Source organism: Kitasatospora sp. NPDC032757, assembly GCF_055579305.1.
On sequence record NZ_JBVINN010000041.1, the window covers coordinates 1 to 22,261 of the forward strand.

The following is a 22,261-nucleotide window of genomic DNA, read 5'->3' on the forward strand; positions in this document are numbered from 1 at the left end:
TGTCGGGAAGGTTGTGGGGAAAGGAAACCCCCAGCGTGTTGGCAACCACAAGAGCCAGTACCGTGTCGTTGCTGGTCACGTTCCCGAACTTAGCTCGTCGGCCCCAGCACCGTCATCCGATCGGACCAACGGCGCAGCACCTGAGTACCCGTCGTCAGGCGCCCGCGTACGCGACCGGCGGCCGCGGGAACGCATGCGCGGAGGGGCAAGGCGGTACCGGACGGCGCGGGGCGGAGTCTCCCGGTGCGCTCGCCCGTGGCCCCGGCGGTGCGACGCCGCCACGGGGAGGCCCTCCGTGAGCGGCCGTCAGAAGAGACCGGAGGGTACCGACGGATCCGGCCCGGACGCGCTGGGCGAGGCCTCCCCCGGTGCCGCGCGTCTCTGCCGCATCATGGGCCGGGGGACGGAAGGAGACTCGTGCCGCAGCCTGTCCCGCGGAGCGGCGGATGGCGCCCCTCCCTCCCGGCGCTCCCCGGGCTCACCGTGCTCAGGGGCTACCGGCGCGTCTGGCTGCGCGGTGACCTGCTGGCCGGTGGCACCGTCGCGGCGTACCTCGTGCCGCAGGTGATGGCCTACGCGGGTGTCGCGGGTCTGCCGCCGGTCGCGGGTCTCTGGGCGATCCTGCCGGCGCTGGCCGTGTACGCCTTCGTCGGGTCGTCCCGGCTGCTGTCGGTGGGGCCGGAGTCGACGACGGCGCTCATGACCGCCACCGTGGTCGGGCCGCTGGCCGGCGGGGACGCCGACCGCTACGCGGTGCTCGCCGCCACGCTCGCCGCGGTGGTCGGTGGGCTGTTCGTGCTGGCGTGGCTGGCCCGGCTGGGATTCGTCGCCGACCTGCTCTCGCGGCCGGTCCTGATCGGCTATCTGGCCGGGGTGGCGATGATCATGATGGTGGACCAGCTGTCCAAGCTCACGGGCGTCGAGGTGGAGGGCGAGGGGTTCGGCCCGCAGCTGCGGTACTTCGTGCGGCACCTCTCGCAGGCGGACATCGGCACCGTCGTCTTCAGCGCGGCGGCGCTGCTCTTCCTCTTCGTCCTCAACCGCTTCCTTCCCCGGCTCCCCGGGCCGCTGCTGGCCGTGGTCCTCGGCACTGCCGTCGTCGCGGTGTTCGGTCTGCAGGACCACGGCATCGCGGTGATCGGCGAGATCCCGGCGGGACTGCCCAGCCCCTCCCTGCCGGACCTGAGCGAGGTGCACCGTCTTCTGCTGCCCGCGGCCGGGGTGCTGCTCGTCGGCTACACCGACGTGATCCTCACGGCGCGGGCCTTCGAGTCCCGGGCCGAGGGCGAGCAGCTGGACGCCAACCAGGAACTGCTCGCCCTGGGCGGGGCCAACCTGGGCGCCGGGTTCCTGCACGGGTTCCCGGTGAGCAGCAGCGCCAGCCGCACCGCGCTCGCGCAGTCGGCCGGCGGGCGCACCCAGGCGTACGCGCTGACGGCGGGCGTGGCCGTGCTCGCCGTGCTGCTGTTCCTGAGCCCGCTGCTGAAGTACACGCCGTCGGCGGTGCTCGGCGCGCTGGTCGTCTTCGCCGCGATCCGGATGATCGACGTGTCGGGGCTGCGCCGGCTGAAGGGGTTCCGGCGCCGGGAGTTCCTGCTGGCGATCGGCTGCCTGGTCGGGGTGCTGGCGCTGGACATCCTGTACGGGGTGCTGGTGGCGGTGGGGTTGTCGGTGGCGGAGCTGCTGAGCCGGGTGGCCCGCCCGCACGACGCCGTCCAGGGCCTGGTGCCCGGTGTTCCCGGCATGCACGACATCGACGACTATCCGCAGGCCCGCACCGTTCCCGGGCTGGTCGTCTACCGCTACGACTCGCCGCTGTTCTTCGCCAACGCGGAGGACTTCCGGCGCCGGGCGCTGGCGGCGGTGGACGAGGAGACCGGCCCGGTCCGCTGGTTCGTCCTCAACACGGAGGCCAACGTGGAGGTCGACATCACCGCACTGGACTCGGTCGAGGCGCTCCGGGCCGAGCTTGCCGGACGCGGCGTCGTCTTCGCGCTGGCCCGGGTCAAGCAGGACCTGCGGGGTGAGCTGGACGCTTACGGGCTGACCGAATCCGTCGGCACGGACCGGATCTTCCCGACCCTGCCCACCGCCGTGGCCGCCTACCAGGCCTGGGCCTCCGGCGGCGGTCCCGGAACGGGGACCACCGGCCGGCAGTGAGGTCCACGGGGTCGGGAGCCCTCGTCCGGAATCTCCACGCCTCCGTCGTCGCCACGCCGGTGCACGGCAGCGGCTCAGCCACCGCCGATCCTGCGCCCGGTGATCTCGTCCGCCCGGATCCGCACCCAGAGCGGGCGCTCCCCACCGGCCCACGGGGTGGTCGTGGGCAGCTCGGACAGCCGCCGCACCTCGTCGTCATCCGTCACGTGCCGCGCCTCGCCGAGGATGAGAACGCTCCAGCCCCGGCTCAGGTGGTCGTCGATCCGGTCGACCTGGAACGACACCGCGGCCCCGTCGTCCGGGGCCGCGCTGCTTCGGGTGGCCGTGCGGAAGACGATGCCCGCGTCGTCCACGGTGTAGTTGACCGGGAAGACCGCCGGTCCCGGCTCGACGGGCAGGGCGATCCGGCCCACGCCGTGGGTGCCGATCTTCTCCCAGCACTCGGCGGCGGTGAGGTGGAGGAGGAGTGGACGCGAAGCCGCCTGCGGCTGCCCCGGCGGGGCGTCGGCACGGCCCTCCAGCAGGTCCTGGTAGGTGAGTCCGAGGGCGGCGGCGATCCGCTGGAACCCGGCCGGGTCGAAATCCGGGCCGGCCGCCAGCAGGTGCTGGAGGTAGCGCGGCGCCATCGCCGCCTGGTACGCCAGCATCTGCTCGGTCAGGCCGAGTCGGGAGCGCCGCTCGGTGATCCTGCGCGCGACGTCTGCGGGATCTGCGGGACGGACGGCGTCGATGTCGTGGTTCTGGTTCACCGTGTACTCCTTGGCTCGCCGGTCTCCGGGTCACGTACCTCCGGTCACGTACGGAAGAGCGCGACCTTGAGGGCACCGTTGGTGCCCGCGTCGGCGAAGACGTCGTAGGCCTCCTGCATCTCGTCGAGGCCGAACCGGTGGGTGACCAGCCCGGAGACGTCGAGCCGGCCGGCGGCCAGCATGTCGAGCAGCCGCGGGGTGCTGTGCGTGTCAACCAGGCCGGTGGTGATGGTGACGTCACGGATCCAGAGGTCTTCGAGGTGGAGGACGGCCGGCTTGCCGTGCACGCCGACGTTGGCCACCCGCCCGCCGGGGCGCACCACGCGGGTGCAGAGCTCGAACGCGTCGGGGACGCCGACCGCCTCGATCGCCACGTCCGCCCCGAGGCCGTCCGGGCTCAGCGCGCGCACCGCCTCCGGTGCTGCTTCGGCGACGGTGAGTACGGTGTCGGCTCCCATCCGCTTCGCGGCGTCGAGGCGGCTCGTCGCGAGATCGACGGCGATGATGCGGGAGGGGCTGTAGAGCCGGGCGGTGATGATCGTGGCGAGGCCGATCGGGCCCGCGCCGACGACCACGACGCTGTCGCCGGGGCCGATCCGGCCGTTGTGGACTCCGACCTCGTAGGCGGTGGGGAGGATGTCGGCGAGCGGCAGGGCGTTCTCGTCGGTCACGCCTTCGGGCAGCCGGTGGAGGGAGTTGTCCGCGAACGGGGTGCGGACGTACTCGGCCTGCGTGCCGTCGACCAGGTGGCCGAGGATCCAGCCCCCGCCCCCGGTGCACTGGCCGTAGCTCGCGGCGCGGCAGTAGGCGCAGCGGCCGCAGGCGGAGATGCAGGAGACCAGGACCCGGTCTCCTGCCTTGACGGTCCGTACGCCGGAGCCGGTCTCGGTGACGGTGCCGACGGCCTCGTGGCCGAGAACGCGGCCGTCGGCGACCTCGGGGACGTCTCCCTTGAGGATGTGCAGGTCCGTGCCGCAGATGGTGACCGCGTCCACCCGGACGACGGCGTCCTCGGGGTCGCGGACGGCGGCGTCCGGTACCTCGCCCCAGGTGCGGCGGCCCGGTCCATGGTAGGTCAGCGCCTTCATGTCCTGATCACTCCCTGTCGGACATCGCCGGTGCGGCACGACAGCGGTGCCGTTCTGTCTCCTCCTCCAGCGTTCCCCGTGGAGCGGTTCGCCGCCATGGGCCGGGTGGGACCCGCACCGGGGCCGATGGGCCCGGGCGGCGCCCGGCGAGGCAGGGCGCACCCGAGCTGCCGCGTCCGGTCCGGCCATGGCACCCGGCGAGCTCCGGATCTCTTCTCCCGCTGCTGCCGGGCGGCGCCGGGCATAGCCTGGACGCAGGCCGAACGCGGTGTCCCTCACGAGCACCGGACACTCCCCCGGTGCCGCCCCGCGATCCGGAGGTACCTGCCATGAAGAACCCTGTCGTCGTGGGCGTCGACGGCTCGGAGTCGAGCGCGCGGACCGTGGACTGGGCATCGGACGAGGCGTGGCTGCGAGAGGCGCCCCTCCACGTGGTCCACGCCTGGTTCGGTGAGACCGCGTCCGCACCCGCGGGACGCGAGACACGGCTCACCAGGGAAGCGGGCGCCGCCGTGCTCGACGCGGCACGCGAACGGGTCCTGCTCCGGCACCCCGGCGTCGACCTCGCCACCTCCCTGGTGGACGACCACGCACGTGACGCCCTGGCCACGGCCGCCGAGGGCGCGCTGCTCCTCGTGCTCGGCGCGCGGGGTTCGGGGGGCTTTCCCCGGCTGCTGCTCGGCTCGACCAGCCTTCACGCCGCCGCTCACGCCCCCTGCCCGGTCCTCGTGGTGCACCCCGCCGAGGCCGGGACCGGCGGCGAGGTGGTGGCGGGTGTCCAGGGCGGAGGACAGGACGAACAGGTCCTCGCGTACGCCTTCGATTCCGCGCGGCGCCGGAACCTCCCCCTGCGCGTGGTCCATGCCTGGGCCTATCCGCTGGTCGCCGGCCCGGGGCACGAGCTCCCGCTGGTCTACGAGGAGGGGCACATCGCCGCCGAGCACGAGCGGCTGCTCTCCGAGGTGCTGGCCGGCTGGCGCGAGCGGTTCCCGGACGTCACGGTCACGGCCACCTCCGTGCGCTCCAATCCGGCCCGGGAGCTGGTCTCCAGGTCCCAGGCGCAGCGGCTGGTCGTCGTCGGCCGGCACGGGGAGCACCGCGGCCCGCTCGGCAGGCTCGGCTCGACCAGCCAGTCGGTCGTGCAGCACGCCCGCTGTACGGTGGCCGTCGTACCGGCGTGAGCCCCCACGCCGCCTCGTTCCACCGGTGAGGGTCAGCCGGCGGCACGAGGCGCAGTGTCGTCGATGTCCCAGCCGAGCCGGTCGGTGAGTCCGCTGAGCCCGTCGATGCGGGCGACCTGCAGGCAGATCGCGGCGGCGTCGCTGCGGGTGCGGGCGCGGCCGTGCAGGACGACGTGGCCGCGTTCGCAGGTGACCCGGACGGAGGCGGGGGCGATGCCGGAGCCGGGGGTGAGCACGATGGCGAGGGCTTCGGTCCGGACGGCCTCGTCGTCGTGGCGCAGGGCGTCCAGCAGGTCGTGCGGCGAGACAAGGCCGACCAGGCGGCCGTCGCCGTCGACCACCGGCAGGTGGTGCAGGGATTCGCGGCGCAGCAGGGCCACCGTCTCGGTGACGCTCTGCTCGTCGGTCACGGTGACCGCGGGCGCGGTCATGAGGTCCTGTGCGTGGAGTTCGCCTCGGACGGCTCGCCCTGCCTGTTCGTCGGCGTACGCGGCAAGCAGGTCGGAGGCGGCGACGACCCCCGCGACCGTGCCGTCGGCCGTGACGACGGGCAGGATGCCGCGCCGGGAGGCGGTGATGGCGGCGACCACGGTGGCGAAGTCGGTGCCGGGGGTGACGGCGATGCCGGGGCGGCTCATGCAGGCGCGCACCTGGGTGCGGCCAGGCGTAGGCGAGGCGTCCGGGTGGGCGATGGTCTCGGCCGTGGTGCCGTCGAGGATGCTGTGGTTCATCGTGCTCACGCCTCCCGGGTGGCGGCCGGTCGGCGCAGTCGTCGCAGATAGGGGTCGAACGAGGGCCGGGGTTCCAGTCTGACCCGGGCGTCGACGCAGACGGCGCCGCCGGGGCGGGCGATGAGGGGGTTGAGGTCCGCCTCGACGAGTTGGGGAAGGTCGGCGGCGAGCCGGGAGAGTCTGGCGAGCACGTCGCGGACCGCGGCGAGGTCGGCCGGGGGTGCGCCCTGGTGGCCCAACAGCAGGGGTGCGCCACGGAGTTCGGTGACCATGGTGGTGAGGTCGTGCTCGGTGAGCGGGGCGAGCCGGGCGGCTCGGTCGGCGAGCACGTCGGCGGCGGTGCCGCCCATGCCTAGGACGACGATCGGGCCGAAGACCCGGTCCTGCACCACGCCGGCGAGCAGTTCGACGCCGGGTGCGGCCATCGGCTGCACGACCGCGCCGCTCAGCTGCCCGCCGAAGCGCTCACCGAACTCGCGGAAGACGTCTCTGACCTGCGAGTCCGTGGCAAGCCCGGTGCGCACCGCGCCGACGGCGCTCTTGTGGACCTGGCCGGGCCAGTACGCCTTCAGCGCGACCTCTCCCCCGTGCCCGAGCCCGCGCAGGCCCTCGGCGGCGGCCACGGCGGTGTGCTCGTCCGGGGCCCAGACCGAGGTGATCAGCGGCAGGCCGTAACTCTCCAGGAGGTCGGCCGTGCTCACCGGGTCGAGCCAGCCGCCGTCCGGGTTGGCCGCGAGGTAGGCGTCGACCATGGACCTGGCGGCCTTCGGGTCGCAGCCGGGTGCGTCGGCCTCGGCGGCGAACGGCTCGGCCAGCCACCGGGCGCGGTCGCGGGCGTGGGCCAGGGCCCGGGCGGCGGCCACCGTGTCGGAGTACGCGGGCAGCAGGCCACCGTCGGCGCAGGTCAGGTAGCGGACGGGCACCTGCTGGTCGAGCAGCACGGCGGCGACCGGGATCCTGCGCCGGGCCGGGCCGTCGAGCAGGGCGCGCACGGGGTCGCGTTCGGTGGTCGTGGTGAGTGCGGTGGGGACGAGGCAGACCAGCAGCGCGTCGACGGCCCCGCCGCGTTCCAACGCCTTCAGGCAGCGGGCCATTTCGGCCGGCCCGACGGCCGCCGTGGTGTCGACGGGGTTGCGCGCCGACGCACCGTCCGGAAGTGACTCCAGGAGATCGGGCGCGAGTTCGGGCAGCAGGAGACCTGTGTCGGTGCAGGCGTCCGCGGCCAGGATGCCGATGCCGCCGGCATTGGAGACCACCGCGACCGCGCCGCGCGGAGCGGGCAGCGGCTGGGCGTGCAGCAACGCTGCCGTCCCGACGAGTTCGTCGATGCTGTGGGCCGCGGTGATCCCGGCTTGCCGGAACAGCGCCTCACGGGTGACGGTCGGGGTGGCGGCCGCCGCCGTGTGCGAGGCGGCGCCCCGGCGCCCCGCCGGCGAGCGTCCGGCGTCGACGGTCAGGACGGGCAGCTTCCGGGTGACGCGGCGGGCGGTTCGGGCGAAGGCCCTCGGGCTGCCGAAGGACTCCAGGTGCAGCAGCGCCAGGTCGGTGCGGCCGTCACCCTCCCACCACTGGAGCAGGTCGTTGCCGCTGACGTCGTACTTGTCGCCGAGCGAGACGAAGCCGGAGACGCCGATGCCGAGCCAGGCCAGCCGCTCCAGCAAGGCAATGCCGACGCCGCCGGACTGGACGGCCACGCCGGCACTCCCGGGCAGCGGGAACGCGCCGCCGAACTCGGCGTCCAGCCTGACGTCGGGATCGGTCTGCGCGACGCCCAGGCTGTTGGGGCCGACCATCCTCATGCTGTACCGGCGGCAGGCCCGCATCAGCTGCCGTGACTCGCCCTGCCCGAGGCCGGCAGTGAGTACCACCAGCGCCCGGACGCCCGCCCGGCCGCACTCCTCGGCCACGCCCGCCACCGCGGCCGGGGGCACGGCCAGCACCACAAGGTCCGGGATGGCCGGCAGGGCGCGCACCGACGGGTACGCGCGCTCGCCCGCGACCTCCTCCGCGCGTGGATTGACCGCCCACGCGGGCCCGGCGAAGCCGCCCTCGCGGATCTTCCGCAGCACGGTCTGCCCGACCGACCCCGGCCGGCGCGAGGCCCCCACGACCGCGACCGAGGCCGGCCGCAGCAGCGGGCCCAGGCTGGCGACGTCCGCGCGGCGGCCGCGCTCGTCGACCGCCTCGCGGTAGTGCTCGTCCGCCTCGTCGAGCGGCACCCGCACCCGGATCTCGCCCTGTTCGAGGCGGCGGTGCACGGGCAGCCCGAGGTCGGCGAAGACGCGGTGGACTGCCCGGTTGCCGGCCAGCGTGTCGGCCTCGAAGACCCGGACACCCCGGCCGCGCGCCGCGTGGACCAGGTACTCCAACAGCAGGGTCGCCACTCCCCGGCGGTGCCACTCGTCGGCCACCGCCAGCGCCAGTTCGGCAGCGTCCGGGCGGTCGTCCAGGATCTCGCAATCCGCTTCCCCGACCAGTTCGTCGCCCGCCCATGCACCCAGGGCGAGCAGCCCGGGGCGGTCGGCGCCGCACAGCCGCCCGGCGGCCAGCCGCGGTGCGGTGCGGCTGGCGCCGAAGAAGCGCAGCCGCCGGCTCTCGGCGGACATCCGGTTCGCGTGCAGATCGAGGACGGACTCCCGGTCCGACGGGGCGATCGGGCGGATCTCGACCGTCGTGCCGTCGGCGATCAGCGCCTCGGCGGTCGGCGGCAGGTGCGGAACGGACATGGCCTCTCTCCTCGGCGGCCCCGGCGGTCAGGACATCTCCAGCGTCCGCACACCCGCTCCTCCCGGGAAGGGCCGACCGGCCCCCCATCCGGCCGGGTACCGGCGGACCGTTCAGTACCCCGCACGGCCCGGTCGGCGCTCGCCGTGAGGTCCCCACTCACCGACCATGGAACTGTGCCGGCCGTTCGGCGCCGCTGCAGCGCCCCCGGCGGACCGGGCCGTGAAGGGAGAAGTCCATGCCCATGACAGCATCAGGCGGGGAGCCGCCGCAGGACCGTCCGTCCCGATCCCACGACGGCGGGGACGACCAGGCCGGTCCCGGCGACATCGGCCGCCGGATCGCCCTGCGTCGTCGGCAGCTCGGGCTCAGCCGTGCGGAGACGGCGGACAAAGCCGGCATGGCAGAAGGCTTCCTGGAGTATCTGGAATCCTCGCCGGCCGCCGTCGAGACCGGGCCGCTGATCAGACTCGCCGACGCACTCGGGACCTCCGCCGCACAGCTGCTCGGCGGCGGGCTCGACCTGCCGACCGGGTGGGCCGCGGCCGCCGCCCACCCGGTCCTGACCGAGCTGTCGGCCCCGGAATGCTGGGGCAGGCTGGCACCGGGCGGCGTCGGGCGGGTCGCGCTGAGCACGCCGGAAGGGCCTGTCGTGCTGCCGGTCAACTACCGCGTGCTCGACGGCACCCTGCTCTTCCGCGCCGCCGCCGGGAGCACCCTCGCCACCACCCCGGGAAGCCGGATCGCCTTGGAGGTCGACCGGATCGACGAGGCGTCGCGCACCGGCTGGAGCGTCCTGGCCGTCGGTGAGGCCACCGCCTTCGACGAACCGGAGGCCGTCGAGCACCTCGTCCGGCGCGGCAACCCGGACCCGTGGGCGGGCGGGCCGCGCGACGTGTGGGTGCGGATCAGGCCGACATCCGTCACCGGCCGGGCCATCCACACCCAGGAGGAGGAGGCGGCTGCGGACGACGGCCGGTGAGCGGGCCGACGACCCGTTGCGCAGACTGGAAGGACGCCGACAGCACGGAGGCCGCCGCGTGGAACCGGACAGCCCCGCCGCGGGCCGGGCGGACGCCCTGATGCCCGACCCCTGGGCGCTCCGCTACCAGGGCTTCGACCCCGCGCAGGAGGGACTGCGGGAGGCCCTGTGCGCGGTCGGCAACGGCTACGTCGTCAGCCGCGGCGCCGCACCCGAGTCGGTCGCCGACGGCGTCCACTACCCGGGCACCTACCTCGCCGGCTGCTACGACCGCGCCTCCTCGACGGTCGCGGGCCGCACGGTCACCAACGAGGACCTGATCAACACCCCGAACTGGCTGCCACTGACCTTCCGCCCGGTCGGCGGCACGTGGTTCACCGGCCCGCCGGCCGAGCAGAGCCTGGAGCTGGACCTGCGATGCGGGCTGCTGACCCGTCGAGCCCTGGTCGTCGACGCCGAGGGGCGGCGGACCCGGCTGGTGCAGCGCCGCCTCGCCAGCCAGGCGCAACGGCATCTGCTCGCCCTGGAGACCACGCTGACCGCGGAGAACTGGTCCGGCCTGCTGGAGATCCGCTCCACCCTGGACGGCACCGTGGCCAACACCGGGGTCGCCCGCTACCGCGGCCTGACCGCCCGCCACCTGGTACCGGCCGGCCAGGGCCTGGACGGGGACGGGCCGCTCTGGCTGGAGGTCGCAGCCGCCGGTTCGCCGCTGCACATCGCACTCGCGGCGCGGACCCGCCTGCACCGGGCGGGCGAAGCCGTCGACGGCGGCCGTCGCGGCGAGTTCCGGGAGGGCTGGGCGGCCCAGACCCTGACCGCGGACATCCGGGCGGACCACCCGCTGACCGTGGAGAAGACGGTCGCCGTCCACACCTCACGCGACCCGGCGATCGAGGCTCCCCTGCACGCCTCGCGCCTCCTCGTCGCGCAGGCCTCCGGATTCGAGGGGCTCCTGGCCGACCACTCCCTCCGCTGGGGCGAACTGTGGCGCCGATGCCGGATCGAGGCGGACTTCGAGGGCGCCGGCCCGCTGCACCTGAACCTGTTCCACCTGCTCCAGACGTACTCCGAGCACTCCGCCGACCTCGACGTCGGCATCCCGGCCCGGGGGCTCCACGGCGAGGCCTACCGGGGCCACGTCTTCTGGGACGAGCTGTTCGTCCTCCAACTGCTCAACCTGCGGTTCCCCGAGCTGGCGCGAGCCGTCCTGCGCTACCGCCACCGCCGCCTGGACGCCGCCCGCCGGGCCGCCCGCGAGGCCGGCCTTCGCGGCGCGATGTACCCGTGGCAGAGCGCGAGCGACGGCCGCGAGGAGTCCCAGCGGCTCCACCTCAACCCGCTCTCCGGCCGCTGGCTGCCCGACCACAGCCACCTCCAGCGACACGTCGGCTCGGCCGTCGCCTACAACATCTGGCAGTACTACCAGGCCACCGGCGACCTGGACTTCCTGGCCGAAGCCGGCGCCGAAACGCTCCTGGAGATCGCCCGGTTCTGGTCCTCGGCCGCCACCTACGACCCCCGGCGGGACCGCTACTCGATCCGCGGGGTGCTGGGCCCGGACGAGTACCACGACGCCTACCCGTGGGCGGACGGCCCCGGCCTGGACGACAACGCGTACACCAACGTGCTGGCCTCCTGGGTGCTCGCCCGCGCCCTCGACACCGTCCGCGTCCTGCCCGGCTACCGGCGCGACGAGCTGCTCGAACGACTGGCCCTCGACGACACCGAACTCGGCCGCTGGCGCGAGGTCGGGCGGCGGCTCCACGTCCCCTTCCACGACGGTGTGCCGAGCCAGTTCGACGGCTACGAGCGACTCGCCGAACTGGACTGGGCGGCCTACCGGTACCGCTATCCCGACCTGCGCCGGCTCGACCGGATCCTGGAGGCCGAGGGCGACACCGCCAACCACTACCGGGTGTCCAAACAGGCGGACGTCCTCATGCTCTGGTACCTCTTCTCCGCCCACGAGGTCCGCGACCTGCTCCGCCGGCTCGGCTACCCCGCCGGTCACGAACTGCTGCGCCGTACCACCGCCTACTACCTGCGCCGCACGGTGCACGGCTCCACGCTCAGCTCCGTGGTCCACGCGTGGGTCCTCACCCGCTCCGACCGCCGCGCCTCCTGGCGGCACTTCCGTGACGCCCTGGTCGCCGACCTCCGGGACGCCCAGGGCGGCACCACGGCCGAGGGCGTCCACCTCGGTGCCATGGCCGGCGCGGTCGACCTGCTGCAACGCTGCTACACCGGCCTGGAGATCCGCGAGGACGCACTCTGGCTGGACCCGCACATGCCGTCCGCCCTCGGCCGGATCGAGCTGGAGCTGCGCTACCGCGGCCACTGGGGCGTCGTGATCGCCACCGACCGCCGGACGGTCACGGTGAGCCTGCGGGCGGGATGCCAGGAGCCCGTCCAGATCCGGGTCCGGGGCGCCCCGACCCTCGTCCGGCCCGGCGAGAGCCGTGCCTTCCCGCTCTGAGGCCGTCAGCGATCCGCTGTCAACGCCGGCCGGACGTCTTCCGCCGGGGCCGGAACGGCCGGTGCCCCGTTCGGTCCGACCCGACCGTCGGGCCGACCGGCCCTCCCGCCGGGCGACCCGCTCCTCCTGGCGTGGGAACGGAAGCGGTCATAGCGTGGGAACAGGACCGGTCATCGCGGGCCGGCCGCCCGGTGGAGGAGCCATGACATCCGCCAGCAGGAACCGTCCGATCGTCCTCGGTGTGGACGCCGTCGCCCCGGGGGCGACAGCGCTGGCCTGGGCCGCCGACGAGGCCGACCGCCGCGGGCTGCAGCTGCGGATGGTCCACGCCGTTGTGCCGCTCCCCCACGACGTACGTGCCTTCGCCGGGGGCGCCTACCACAAGGAGCTGCGCGAGCGCGGCGACCAGGCCCTGGACGAGGCCACCGCCCTCGCCCTCCAGCGGCACCCCGGCCTGTCGGTGGCGACGGCCGTCAGCGAGGACGTTCCCGCCCCGATGCTCTGCCGGGAGTCCGCCCACGCCGAACTCGTCGTCCTGGGCTCGCGCCGGCTGAACCGCCTGGAGGAGATGCTGAGCAGCTCCTCGGTGACCGTGCCGGTGAGCGCCCAGGCCCACTGCCCGGTGGCCGTCGTCCACGAACCGGAGCATGCCACCCAGGACCCGCCGTACCTCGTGGTCGGCGTGGACGGCAGCCCGTCCTCCGCCGCGGCCGTCGGCTTCGCCTTCGACCTCGCCGAACGGCGCGGGGCCGCGCTGCGTGCCGTCTGGGTCTGGCAGTCGCACCTGATCGGCCGTCTCGACGAGGAGGAGGCCGTCCGGACCCTGCGGCGGCTGCTGGACGAGACCACGGCCGGACGCCGGGCCCTCCACCCCGACACGGCGCCCACGCACGAGGTGGTGCGCGGCCACCCCGTCGAGGAGCTGGCCAAGGCCTCCGCGCACGCGCTCGGCGTCGTGGTGGGACGCCGCGGGCGGGGCGGGTTCACCGGCATGCGGCTCGGGTCCGTCCCGCACGGCCTGCTGCACCGCGCCCACTGCCCGGTCTTCACCGTCCCCGCTCCGCCTGAGGACGGGCACTGAGCACGGCCGCGGTCGTCCCCTCCAGCTGACGCACCGACCACGGCTGACGCACCGGCCTTCCGGCACCGGGTCCCGTCGGCGGAACGGTCAGGGCCGAACGGCCCACGCCCGGTACGCGAGCGGCGCGGCACGCTGGAGGGAGAGGTGAGAACCATGCACACAGTGATCGTGTACGAGAGCATGTACGGCAACACCCGCGAGATCGCCGAGGCGATCGCCGAGGGCGTCCACGACGCCGACCCGGAGGCCGCGGTCGACTGCATCCCCGTGGCGGAGGCCGGCGCCGACGTGACGCGGACCGCCGATCTCCTGGTGGTCGGTGGACCGACCCACATGCACGGCATGTCCTCAGGTCTCAGCCGTCGGCTGGCCGCCACCGCCGAGGCGAAGAAGGAGGGACACGAGGACGCCGCGAGGGAGGCCGCCGCGACCGCGGGGGGCCAAAGCCTGCGCTCCTGGTTCCACGACCTCCCGAAGACCGAACCCGGCACCCACGCGGCGGCCTTCGACACACGCGCCGACATGCGGATGAGCGGCAGCGCGGCCGAAGGCATCGCACAGCGGCTCTCCCGCCACCACTACGACGTGGTGGCCGAGCCCGAGGGCTTCATCGTCGACGAGGCCGACGGCCCCCTGCGTGCCGGTGAACGGGACCGGGCCAGGGCATGGGGCGCGGCGCTGGTCTGAGGCACCGTCCGACGCGCTGCCCGGCCGGGAGGAGGTGCCGGCCGAGCAGGGGCCGGACAGGAGGTCAGGCCGGGCGGGTCCGTGCCCAGTCGTAGAGGCGGTGGGCGCTGTCGCCGAGGCGTGTGGCGTAGAGCGTGCCGGTCTGCCCGCCCGCGAGTTCGTCGGTGGTGGTTGTGACGCCGACGACGGTGCCGACGCCGGTCCGGGTGTCGAACTGTGCGAGGTGGGGCCCGCCGCTCGCCCCGTGGGACATGTCGCAGGGCTCACCCCACAAGAGGGGGGCCTTGGGGCCGGGCCGGGCCGGTCCGGCGCAGTGGATCATGCGCGAACCGGCGTATGGGGCACCGGGGTTGTTGAGCCGGTCCTTCGGGTACCCGAAGGAGTGGATGAACTCGTCCTTGGCGGGCTTGGTGAACGCGATCCTCTGGCTTCCCGTGACGTCCGCGATCCGTCGTCCGCCGGCCGCAGGGTTCGCTACGAGGATTCCCGTGTCGTACCCGGCGACAGCGACGGCATCGGAGGTCGTCGTGCCCGGATCCGCGTCCCAGCGGGAGGACGTGGCCATGTACTTGATACTGAAGCCGCCGAGCGGTTTCGTCCCGTTGCGGTAGCCGGGCACGAAGTAGAGGTTGTGGTTCCACCTGCCGTCGGTGGCGGGGTCCCCGACGGCCCTCAGACAGTGCGCGGCCGTGATGACGGTGCTGCGGTTCGCGCTGGTGACGACCGTTGCGGTGCAACTGCCGTCGTAGCCGTCGGAGAAGGTGAAGAAGAGACGGCCGACGCTCTCGTTCACCGCTCCGCCGTGCCTCCATACGGCCCCGGGGTCCAGCGTGTCCGGGGGAAGCCGATGCGGATCGTCGGGCGTGTTGTCGTCCTCGGGCACGGGGGTGATCTCGGGGACCATCGCGCCGGCCAGCTTCATCCGGGCGGGGGTCCAGTAGGAGTCGATCCGGCTGCGCTCCTGTTCGGTCGTGGCGCCGGAGTGCGTTGTCACGGACTCCGGTTCCGCGGCGAGGGCCGCCGTCGGCAGCAGCACTGCCGCCGTGGCCGCACTCAGCAGGAGGGCTCCCGCAGCGGCGAGTTTGCGGGGCAACGCCCGGTGGGTGACTGACATGGTTGCCGTCCCTGGTTCGTTTCGAGGGTGGTCGCGATCAAACGGTGACGCCGGGTCCCGGCGCCCGGGGGTGGGGCGGAAGAACAGGGCCCCGGAGGATCGGGGTGCGTCGGTGGTGGTGATCGGCGGGGATCCGCTGCCCCCGGCGGGTCACGCACGGCTCAGCCGACGCTCCGGGCGCTCTGGGCGGCCTCGTACAGCGGTTTCGTGATTGCGGAGGTGAACTGCGGGCCGACCAGATGCCGGGTGCAGGAGGCGGTGCCGGAGGTGCAGACCTGGCTCGAGGAGTCGAGATAGGGGCCCTGGGTGTTGTCGCCCACGACGGTGCCGATCCCGGTGGACGGGTCGTAGCCGGCGATGCGGGGACCGCCGCTGGAGCCGCCACCCATCACGCAGGGCGCGCCCCACTCGCCCCGGGGCTCCGGGTGGTCCTTGGTGCCGAGGTACTCGCGGGTCCGTCCCACGCAGTGGGCGAGCCTGGCCCCGGTGTACTCGGGCAGGCCCGCACGCGCCGGATCGCTCGACGCGCGCGGATAGCCGAACTCATGGACCAGGGCGCCGCCCGGCCGGTCGAATCCGATGCGCTGTGCGGCACCGACGGCGTCCTGTACGCGCCTGCCCTCGGCGTTGCTGTTCAGGACCAGGAACGCCTGGTCGTACGCGTCGAACCTCAGGGCGTTCTGCTGGTCGTTGAGGAGCCAGGTGGCGTCGGCCACCCCGGCGCGTGCCACGAACCTGCCGTAGGGCGCGAGGCCGTCGTGGTAGCCCGGGACGAACATCTCGTTCGACAGCCACTCGTTGTTGTCACCGAGGAGGTCGGTGTTGTTGACGCAGTGCGCCGCCGTGACGACGGTGCTGCGGTTGGCGCTGTCCACGACGGTCGCGGTACAGCTCTCGTCCTCGCCGTGATTGGTGAAGAAGAGCCTGCCCACCGTCTTGTCCAGGGTGGCGGCACCGGTCCACGGAGCGCCGTCGGGGCTGCTCTTGGGCGGGTTGCCGGAGGACGGTGACGTCAGGGCGGCGATCCGCTCCGGGGTCCAGTGGTCCAGGACGGCCTGCTGCTGCGCGGTGGTGACCGCCTCGGCACGGACGGCCACCCGGCTCGTGGGGGCCGCCTCCTTCGGCGCGGCTCCTGTGCTCCCCGCGGCCCCCGCGGGAGCCGCCAGCGCGAGGCCCGCGGCCAACACGCCTGCCGTCAGGACGGCTTGGGTGCGTGCTCGGCTGCGGGTCCTGGTGTGGTGACCGTTGGTCCGGCCGTGTGTAGGTGGCATGTGAGGCACGGTAGGCGTGGGACGTCGGATTCCTGTCCGGGGAGCGTTTCGTCCTTTCATCGGTCACATCAGGGACCTGTAAAGAGCGTTGCATTCCCGTATCGGCACCGCGTGATACCGGGCAGCTCGAGCCGGCCGGGGCCATCCGTCCTGGAGGCAACGCGCCGCCCCGGGGATCGTCCGCCCGCGTGACGCCCGGCGCCGACCTGCGCTCGGATCCGTACGCCGCGAACACCGGACCGTCCTGTCGAACGGCCGCTCCTCCCCGGCGGGCCCCGCGGACGAGTTCACCTTCCAGGTGCTGTGACCCCGGCGGCCGAGAACGCCCCCGCCCTGGCGGGCGGGGACGCTGTCAGTCAACGGTGACACCCCGGAAGCACCGTTGCGCAGGGCGCCCGCCGACCCCGTGGGCCGCCGTTCAGCAGCCGACGCGCGGCCGGACGGCGGGACCACCGGCCCCGGCGGCCGAACCGCGTCGTCCTCGGAGCACACCGGCGCGGTGGGTCAGGAGAGCAGGCCGTCGTAGTCCGGCAGCTTGAAGGTGTGCTCGGCGTGGCCGCCACCGAGGTCGGTCCAGTTGTTGCCGACGCTGGCGATGATCGTGTAACCCTCGTTCTCGATCTCGATCCGCTCATCCGTCTTGTACTGCTGGACCGGCTCGAAGAGATCGCACAGGTCGCGCCCGTGCAGCTCGTCCACGGTGTAGCCCGCCTTCTCCAGGCTGTACCGGGTGACCGGCTCGATGAAGTCCACGCGCGCGGTGACGAAGATGATCGCGACCCCGCGCGCGTGGGCGTACTGCGCCAGCTCCACGACCGGCGAGATGCCCGGCATCGCGAACGGGTGGAAGTGCGTCGCCAGGGTGGTGTTGTCGATGTCGAAGACGATCGCGGGCCTCTCGTCCGTGGGCTCGGCCGTGCGCCGCTCGACGTAGGCGCGGGCGGGCGCGATCGCGGCGGTGACGTCGGCCAGCCACTGCTGCTCGGTCACCGTGCTGCCGCTGCTCGCCGCGGGGGCGGCGGCGACCGCCGGCGCGGCGGGGGCCGCGGCGACCGCAGGGGTGGTGGCGAGGCCGGCGGTGATCGCGGCCGTCAGGGTCGCGGTGGCAACGAGCTTTGCCTTGATGCTCATATCTGGTACTCGGCTTTCGACTTGACGGATTGTCGGTCAGGTGGTGATCGGCGGGGCACTCCGGCCGTGACCCTGCCCTGCACCTGGGCCCGCAGGTACGGCTTGACGGTCGCCTTCACGCCCAACCGTCGACAGGCCGAAGAGATGTCAAGGGCATGCCAGACAGGCCCACGGCAAAGGTCCTCCACGGGAGGAACCCGGATGGCCACGCGTACACCGAGGGGGTCACGGGGATGTGGCCGAAGTCCGCCGTCGGCCCGGGCCACGAAGGTGGGTTGCCTTCGAGGTCCTGGCCTGGCGCCACAGGGGAGACGCCAGGCGCCATCCATGGACACCCCTAAAACTAGAACCCGTAGTTTTCCTGGGCGAGAACGTACACTAGTCCACGGCGAGAGCCCATACCCGGGGGTAACCACCAGCGGACGAGAGGACCAACAGATGGGCAGGCCGTCACGGCCACTGCTGACCCGGGACGGAATCATGCAGGCCGCTCTCGCACTGGTCGACGAGGAGGGCGCCGCCGCGCTCTCGACCACCCGCATCGCGGCCCGGCTGGGCGTCAAGGGGCCCTCGCTCTACAACTACGTCTCCAGCCGCGACGAGATCATCGCCGGAATCAGCGACCTCATCGTCGCCGAGATGGAGCTCGACCCGACCGTCCAGCCGTGGACCGCCGCCCTGGACGCCTGGGCCCGCTCGTACCGCGCCGCCCTCGCCCGCCACCCGAACACGGTGCCGCTGCTCGCCTCCCGGCCGACCCGGTCCGTCGCGGCCCTGCAGGCCTACGCCTGTGCGTTCGCCATGCTGCGGGAGGCCGGCTGGCCCGAGGAGCACGTGCTCTCGGTCGTCCAGTCCGTCGAGTACCTCCTGATCGGCTCCGCGCTCCACCTCGACCGCCCGCACGACGCGGCCTGGACGGACGAGGCGCTCCCGCCCGGGCTCGAACCGCTGCGGAACGCCCCGCCCGACTTCCGCGAGCGGGCCTTCGAGACCGGCCTCGCCGCGCTGATCCGCAGCTTCCAGGAGTCCCTGAACGACCTTCAGGGCCGGCACGACGGCTGACGTGGCACCCGGTCCGACCCGGCTCCGGCCGGCTTCGTCGGACTGGCCGCCGTAGGGACCGGTGCCGCGCCGGCCGGGAGTGGAGGCCGACGGGGCATCCGCTCCGGCGTGATCCGGGGCCCGTGGGTCTTCCGGATGCCCGGTCACCCCGATATTGCGGGCGGGCACCCGCCCGCGTGCCGCAGACTCGGACCGAGCACTACTCGGACCGAAGGATGGTTTTCATGGTTGACCGGCCCTTGACACTGATGGCGGTGCACGCCCACCCCGACGACGAGGCCACCGGGACGGGGGGTGTCCTCGCGCGGTACGCGGCGGAGGGGATCCGCACGGTCCTGGTCACGTGTACCGACGGCGGGTGCGGTGACGGACCGGAGGGCGTCAAGCCGGGCGATCCCGGGCACGATCCGGCGGCCGTCGCCGCGATGCGCCGCCAGGAACTGGAGGCGGCCTGCGAGATCCTGAAGGTCGGTCATCTGGAGATGTTGGGGTACGCCGACTCCGGGATGATGGGCTGGCCGGCCAACGACGCCCCCGGGTCCTTCTGGCGGACGCCCGTGGAGGAGGGCGCTGCCCGCCTCGCCGAACTCCTGCGGCGCTACCGGCCCGATGTGGTCGTGACCTACGACGAGAACGGGTTCTACGGCCACCCCGACCACATCCAGGCGAACCGCGTCACGATGGCGGCGCTGGCGATGACCGGGATGACGCCGAAGGTGTACTGGACGACGGCGCCGCGCTCGATGATGCAGCGCTTCGGGGAGGTCATGCGCGAGTTCGGCGCGGAGTGGGAGGAGCCGGATCCGGCCGAGGCCGCCGCGATGGCCGAGATCGGACTCCCCGACGAGGAGATCACCACCTGGGTGGACACCACCGAGTTCGGTGGCCAGAAGTTCGACGCGCTGGCCGCACACGCCAGCCAGGGCGAGAACATCTTCTTCCTGAAGATGGGCAAGGAGAGGTTCACCGAGCTGATGGGCGTGGAGACCTTCGTACGGATCCAGGACACCACCGGCGCGGCCGTGCCCGAGAACGACCTCTTCGCCGGACTGCACTGATCCCCCGGCACAGCCCGGGCCGTCGGCGTGGCCCGACCTGGACGGCCACGGACGGCCACTGACGGCCACGGCCGGCCCGTCGCCTTCACGCCCGCCGGGCCCGGGCGGCGACGATCGGGGGCTGCCCGCCGGCGGCGCGTGGTGCGCTGCCGGCGGGGAACCCCCGGCCTGGTCAGGCGATGCGGCGGGCGCCGGTCGCGGGAACGGCGGTGAAGGTACGAGGGGCGGTGTGGCCGGCCTGCCGGAAGGCCTCCTCGACCGCGACGGTGACGGCGGGCACGGCGCCGGCGTCGACCAGGGCGATCACCGAACCGCCGAAACCGCCGCCGGTCATCCGGGCGCCCAGCGCACCGGAACCGACCGCCGCCTCGACGGCCAGGTCGGTCTCCGGACAGGAGACGCCGTAGTCGTCGCGCAGCGAGGCGTGCCCGGCGGTCAGGAGCGGACCCAGTCCGCGCAGGTCACCCGTGTCGAGGAGGGCCACCGCCCGCTCCACCCGCGCGTTCTCGCCCACCACATGCCTCACCAGCGGGCGCAGTTCGTGCGGCAGCCGGCCCAGCGCCGCCGGCAGTCCGTCCGGGCCGAGGTCGCGCAGGGCGGGCAGGCCGAGGAGGGCGGAGGCCCGTTCGCAGCCGGCCCGCAGCTTCGCGTACTCGCCGTCGGCGAGGTCGTGCTTGACCCGGGTGTCGACGACGAGCAGCCGCAGGCCGGCCGCGACGAGGTCGAGCGGGACGTGGCGGGCGGACAGGTCGCGGGTGTCGAGGAAGAGCGCCCCGCCCTCGCGGCAGCACATAGACGCCATCTGGTCCATGATCCCGCAGGGGACGCCGACGAACGCGTTCTCGGCCCGCTGCGCGATCCGGGCCAGCTCGGGGCCGTCCAGACCGAGATCGTGCAGGTCGTTGCAGGCGGCGGCCATCACGCATTCGATCGCCGCCGAGGAGGAGAGGCCGGCGCCGGTCGGCACGTCGCTGTCGATGCGCACGTCGGCGCCGCCGACCGGGTGTCCGGCCTCGCGCAGCGCCCACACCACGGCGGCCGGGTAACGGGCCCAGCCGTCCACGCCGCCCGGGGCCAGCTCGGTGACGGCCAGCTCCACGGCGGCTCCACCGCCCTGCTCGCTGTACAGCCGCAACACCCCGTCGGTGCGCAGCCGCACCGTGGCACGCGCGGTGTGCGGCAGGGCGATCGGCAGGACGAACCCGTCGTTGTAGTCGGTGTGCTCGCCGATGAGGTTGACGCGGCCCGGCGCTGCCCACGTCCCTGCGAGGGCGTTCGGGGCAGCGGCGCCGCGGGCGGCGTGGGTCCGGGTCATCGGGTGGGCTCCCCCGTGGCGGTGGTACTCATGATGCGACCTCTCGAAGGCGCTGTGCGGCCGCCTCCGGCGACACATCGTTGACGAACGCGTCCATGCCCGACTCCACGCCGGCGAGGTACTTCAGTTTGCCTGCCGTGCGGCGGATCGTGAACAGCTCCAGGTGCAGGGCCAGTTCGTGGCCGTCCACGGCCGGCGCCTGATGCCAGGCCGCGATGTACGGCGTCGGCCGGGCCTGCTCCGACTGCCCCTCCTCGATGAACAGCCGGTCGAAGCGGCGCAGCAGTTCCAGGTACAGGCCGGGGAACTCGGCGCGTTCGGCCTCGTCGAGGTGGGTGAGGTCGGCGACCCTGCGGTTCGGGTAGAGGTGCACCTCGTAGGGCCAGCGGGCGGCGAACGGAACGAACGCGGTCCAGTGCTCGCCGGTCAGCACCACTCGCACCGGGTCTGCGCGTTCGGCTGCCAGCACGTCCTCGAAGAGGTTGCGGCCGGTGGCGGCGCGGTGCTGGCCGGCCTGCTCGATCATGCTGACGGTGCGCGGCGGGTGGAACGGGAAGGCGTAGATCTGCCCGTGCGGATGGGCGAGGGTGACGCCGATCTCGGCGCCGCGGTTCTCGAAGATGTACACCTGCCTGACGTCGGGCAGCGCGGAGAGTTCGGCGGTCCGGTCCGTCCACGCGTCGAGGACGAGGCGGGCCCGGGACTCGGTCAGGTCGGCGAACGACGAGCCGTGGTCGGCGGTGAAGCAGACGACCTCGCAGCGTCCGGTGCCGGGTGCGGCCTCGGCCACCGGGTGGCCGGGGAGCTCGGGGTCGGCGTCGCCGGCCAGGGACGGGAACCGGTTCTCGAAGACGACGACCTGGTAGTCGGAGGCCGGGATCTCGCTGAGCCTGCCTTCGCGGGACGGGCAGAGCGGGCACTCGTCCGCCGGCGGGTGGTAGGTGCGGGCCTGCCGGTGCGCGGCCACGGTCACCCAGCTGCCGGTGGTCGGGTCGCGGCGGATCTCGGACAGGCTCACCGAGGCCTCCAGCGGGCGCAGGTCGCCGTGGCCCTCCCGTGGAACGGCCTCGTCCGGGTCGAAGTAGAGGAGCTCGCGGCCGTCCGCGAGCTTGTCCGACGTTTTGATCATGGCTTCCTTCCGTACAGGGCCCCGTGTCGGCTCCCCGGACCGAGCAATCGCGCTCATAGTCAAACGATATAGAACAAAAGTCAACACAGCAGCGCCCGAGCGAGCCGCCGACCGCCGGCAGGGCGCGGGCAGTGAGGGCGGATCGGACGGTCCCACCCGTCCTCCACGGCTGATGTCGAGGCGGCGGACACGGACCTCGTCACCGACCGGCCGAATACGGGCCGCGCCGCGCCGACGGGTGTCCCACACCCGGGATCCGCGAGGTCACAAGCTGATCTCGTCCCCGACTTCCTCTTGACACTACCGCGCAACAGAGATG

17 protein-coding genes are annotated in these 22,261 nt (G+C 73.5%); 8 read left to right on the forward strand and 9 right to left on the reverse strand.

Annotation, left to right across the window (positions count from 1 at the left end):
- The first annotated feature begins 417 nt into the window (after positions 1-417).
- Positions 418-2,160, forward strand: a complete 1,743-nt coding sequence (locus ACZ5WK_RS32315) for a SulP family inorganic anion transporter (protein ID WP_465552780.1) — start codon at positions 418-420, stop codon at positions 2,158-2,160.
- A 74-nt stretch (positions 2,161-2,234) separates the two neighbouring features.
- On the opposite strand, the gene ACZ5WK_RS32320 is transcribed toward ACZ5WK_RS32315, so the two are convergent.
- Positions 2,235-2,909: a pyridoxamine 5'-phosphate oxidase family protein gene (locus ACZ5WK_RS32320; RefSeq protein ID WP_465552782.1), complete on the reverse strand. Its 675-nt coding sequence runs from the start codon at positions 2,907-2,909 to the stop codon at positions 2,235-2,237.
- Between the two features lie 44 nt (positions 2,910-2,953).
- The gene (locus ACZ5WK_RS32325) at positions 2,954-3,997 is read right to left on the reverse strand and encodes a zinc-dependent alcohol dehydrogenase family protein (protein WP_465552784.1); all 1,044 of its coding nucleotides are present in this window, start codon (positions 3,995-3,997) and stop codon (positions 2,954-2,956) included.
- 329 nt (positions 3,998-4,326) lie between these two features.
- Between ACZ5WK_RS32325 and ACZ5WK_RS32330 the strand changes: the two genes are divergently transcribed.
- Positions 4,327-5,178, forward strand: coding sequence for a universal stress protein (locus tag ACZ5WK_RS32330; RefSeq protein ID WP_465552786.1), 852 nt, complete (start codon positions 4,327-4,329; stop codon positions 5,176-5,178).
- A 32-nt stretch (positions 5,179-5,210) separates the two neighbouring features.
- Here the strand turns inward: ACZ5WK_RS32330 and ACZ5WK_RS32335 are convergent, their stop codons facing one another.
- Positions 5,211-5,909 carry a CBS domain-containing protein gene (locus ACZ5WK_RS32335; protein WP_465552872.1) on the reverse strand — a complete coding sequence of 233 codons (699 nt, stop codon included), beginning with the start codon at positions 5,907-5,909 and terminating at the stop codon, positions 5,211-5,213.
- A gap of 5 nt (positions 5,910-5,914) precedes the next feature.
- Positions 5,915-8,635: a bifunctional acetate--CoA ligase family protein/GNAT family N-acetyltransferase gene (locus tag ACZ5WK_RS32340; protein WP_465552788.1), complete on the reverse strand. Its 2,721-nt coding sequence runs from the start codon at positions 8,633-8,635 to the stop codon at positions 5,915-5,917.
- A gap of 242 nt (positions 8,636-8,877) precedes the next feature.
- On the opposite strand from ACZ5WK_RS32340, the gene ACZ5WK_RS32345 reads away from it, so the two are divergent.
- The 4 genes from ACZ5WK_RS32345 (at position 8,878) to ACZ5WK_RS32360 (ending at position 13,862) form a co-directional block, all read left to right on the forward strand.
- Positions 8,878-9,615 (forward strand): helix-turn-helix domain-containing protein, encoded by a 738-nt coding sequence (locus ACZ5WK_RS32345; protein ID WP_465552790.1) that lies wholly within the window; start codon positions 8,878-8,880, stop codon positions 9,613-9,615.
- A 58-nt stretch (positions 9,616-9,673) separates the two neighbouring features.
- The gene (locus ACZ5WK_RS32350) at positions 9,674-12,094 is read left to right on the forward strand and encodes a glycoside hydrolase family 65 protein (protein WP_465552792.1); all 2,421 of its coding nucleotides are present in this window, start codon (positions 9,674-9,676) and stop codon (positions 12,092-12,094) included.
- 202 nt (positions 12,095-12,296) lie between these two features.
- Entirely contained in the window at positions 12,297-13,175 is an 879-nt protein-coding gene (locus ACZ5WK_RS32355) for a universal stress protein (RefSeq protein WP_465552794.1), read from the forward strand.
- Positions 13,176-13,328: 153 nt separating this feature from the next.
- Positions 13,329-13,862 carry a flavodoxin family protein gene (locus ACZ5WK_RS32360; RefSeq protein ID WP_465552796.1) on the forward strand — a complete coding sequence of 178 codons (534 nt, stop codon included), beginning with the start codon at positions 13,329-13,331 and terminating at the stop codon, positions 13,860-13,862.
- Positions 13,863-13,926: 64 nt separating this feature from the next.
- Here ACZ5WK_RS32360 and ACZ5WK_RS32365 read toward each other — a convergent pair whose 3' ends face one another.
- The 3 genes from ACZ5WK_RS32365 to ACZ5WK_RS32375 form a co-directional block, all read right to left on the reverse strand.
- Positions 13,927-14,976 carry a trypsin-like serine peptidase gene (locus ACZ5WK_RS32365; RefSeq protein ID WP_465552798.1) on the reverse strand — a complete coding sequence of 350 codons (1,050 nt, stop codon included), beginning with the start codon at positions 14,974-14,976 and terminating at the stop codon, positions 13,927-13,929.
- A 161-nt stretch (positions 14,977-15,137) separates the two neighbouring features.
- The gene (locus tag ACZ5WK_RS32370) at positions 15,138-16,247 is read right to left on the reverse strand and encodes a trypsin-like serine peptidase (protein ID WP_465552800.1); all 1,110 of its coding nucleotides are present in this window, start codon (positions 16,245-16,247) and stop codon (positions 15,138-15,140) included.
- A gap of 504 nt (positions 16,248-16,751) precedes the next feature.
- Positions 16,752-17,378 (reverse strand): HAD family acid phosphatase, encoded by a 627-nt coding sequence (locus tag ACZ5WK_RS32375; protein ID WP_465552802.1) that lies wholly within the window; start codon positions 17,376-17,378, stop codon positions 16,752-16,754.
- 438 nt (positions 17,379-17,816) lie between these two features.
- On the opposite strand from ACZ5WK_RS32375, the gene ACZ5WK_RS32380 reads away from it, so the two are divergent.
- Both ACZ5WK_RS32380 and ACZ5WK_RS32385 read left to right on the forward strand, forming a co-directional pair.
- Positions 17,817-18,440, forward strand: a complete 624-nt coding sequence (locus ACZ5WK_RS32380; RefSeq protein ID WP_465552804.1) for a TetR/AcrR family transcriptional regulator — start codon at positions 17,817-17,819, stop codon at positions 18,438-18,440.
- Positions 18,441-18,664: 224 nt separating this feature from the next.
- Positions 18,665-19,498: a PIG-L family deacetylase gene (locus ACZ5WK_RS32385; protein WP_465552806.1), complete on the forward strand. Its 834-nt coding sequence runs from the start codon at positions 18,665-18,667 to the stop codon at positions 19,496-19,498.
- A gap of 172 nt (positions 19,499-19,670) precedes the next feature.
- Here ACZ5WK_RS32385 and galK read toward each other — a convergent pair whose 3' ends face one another.
- Both galK and galT read right to left on the reverse strand, forming a co-directional pair.
- A complete protein-coding gene (gene galK / locus ACZ5WK_RS32390) occupies positions 19,671-20,813 on the reverse strand; it encodes a galactokinase (protein WP_465552808.1) in 1,143 nt (380 codons plus the stop codon).
- Positions 20,814-20,841: 28 nt separating this feature from the next.
- Positions 20,842-21,942: a galactose-1-phosphate uridylyltransferase gene (galT, locus tag ACZ5WK_RS32395; protein ID WP_465552810.1), complete on the reverse strand. Its 1,101-nt coding sequence runs from the start codon at positions 21,940-21,942 to the stop codon at positions 20,842-20,844.
- Positions 21,943-22,261 lie beyond the last annotated feature (319 nt).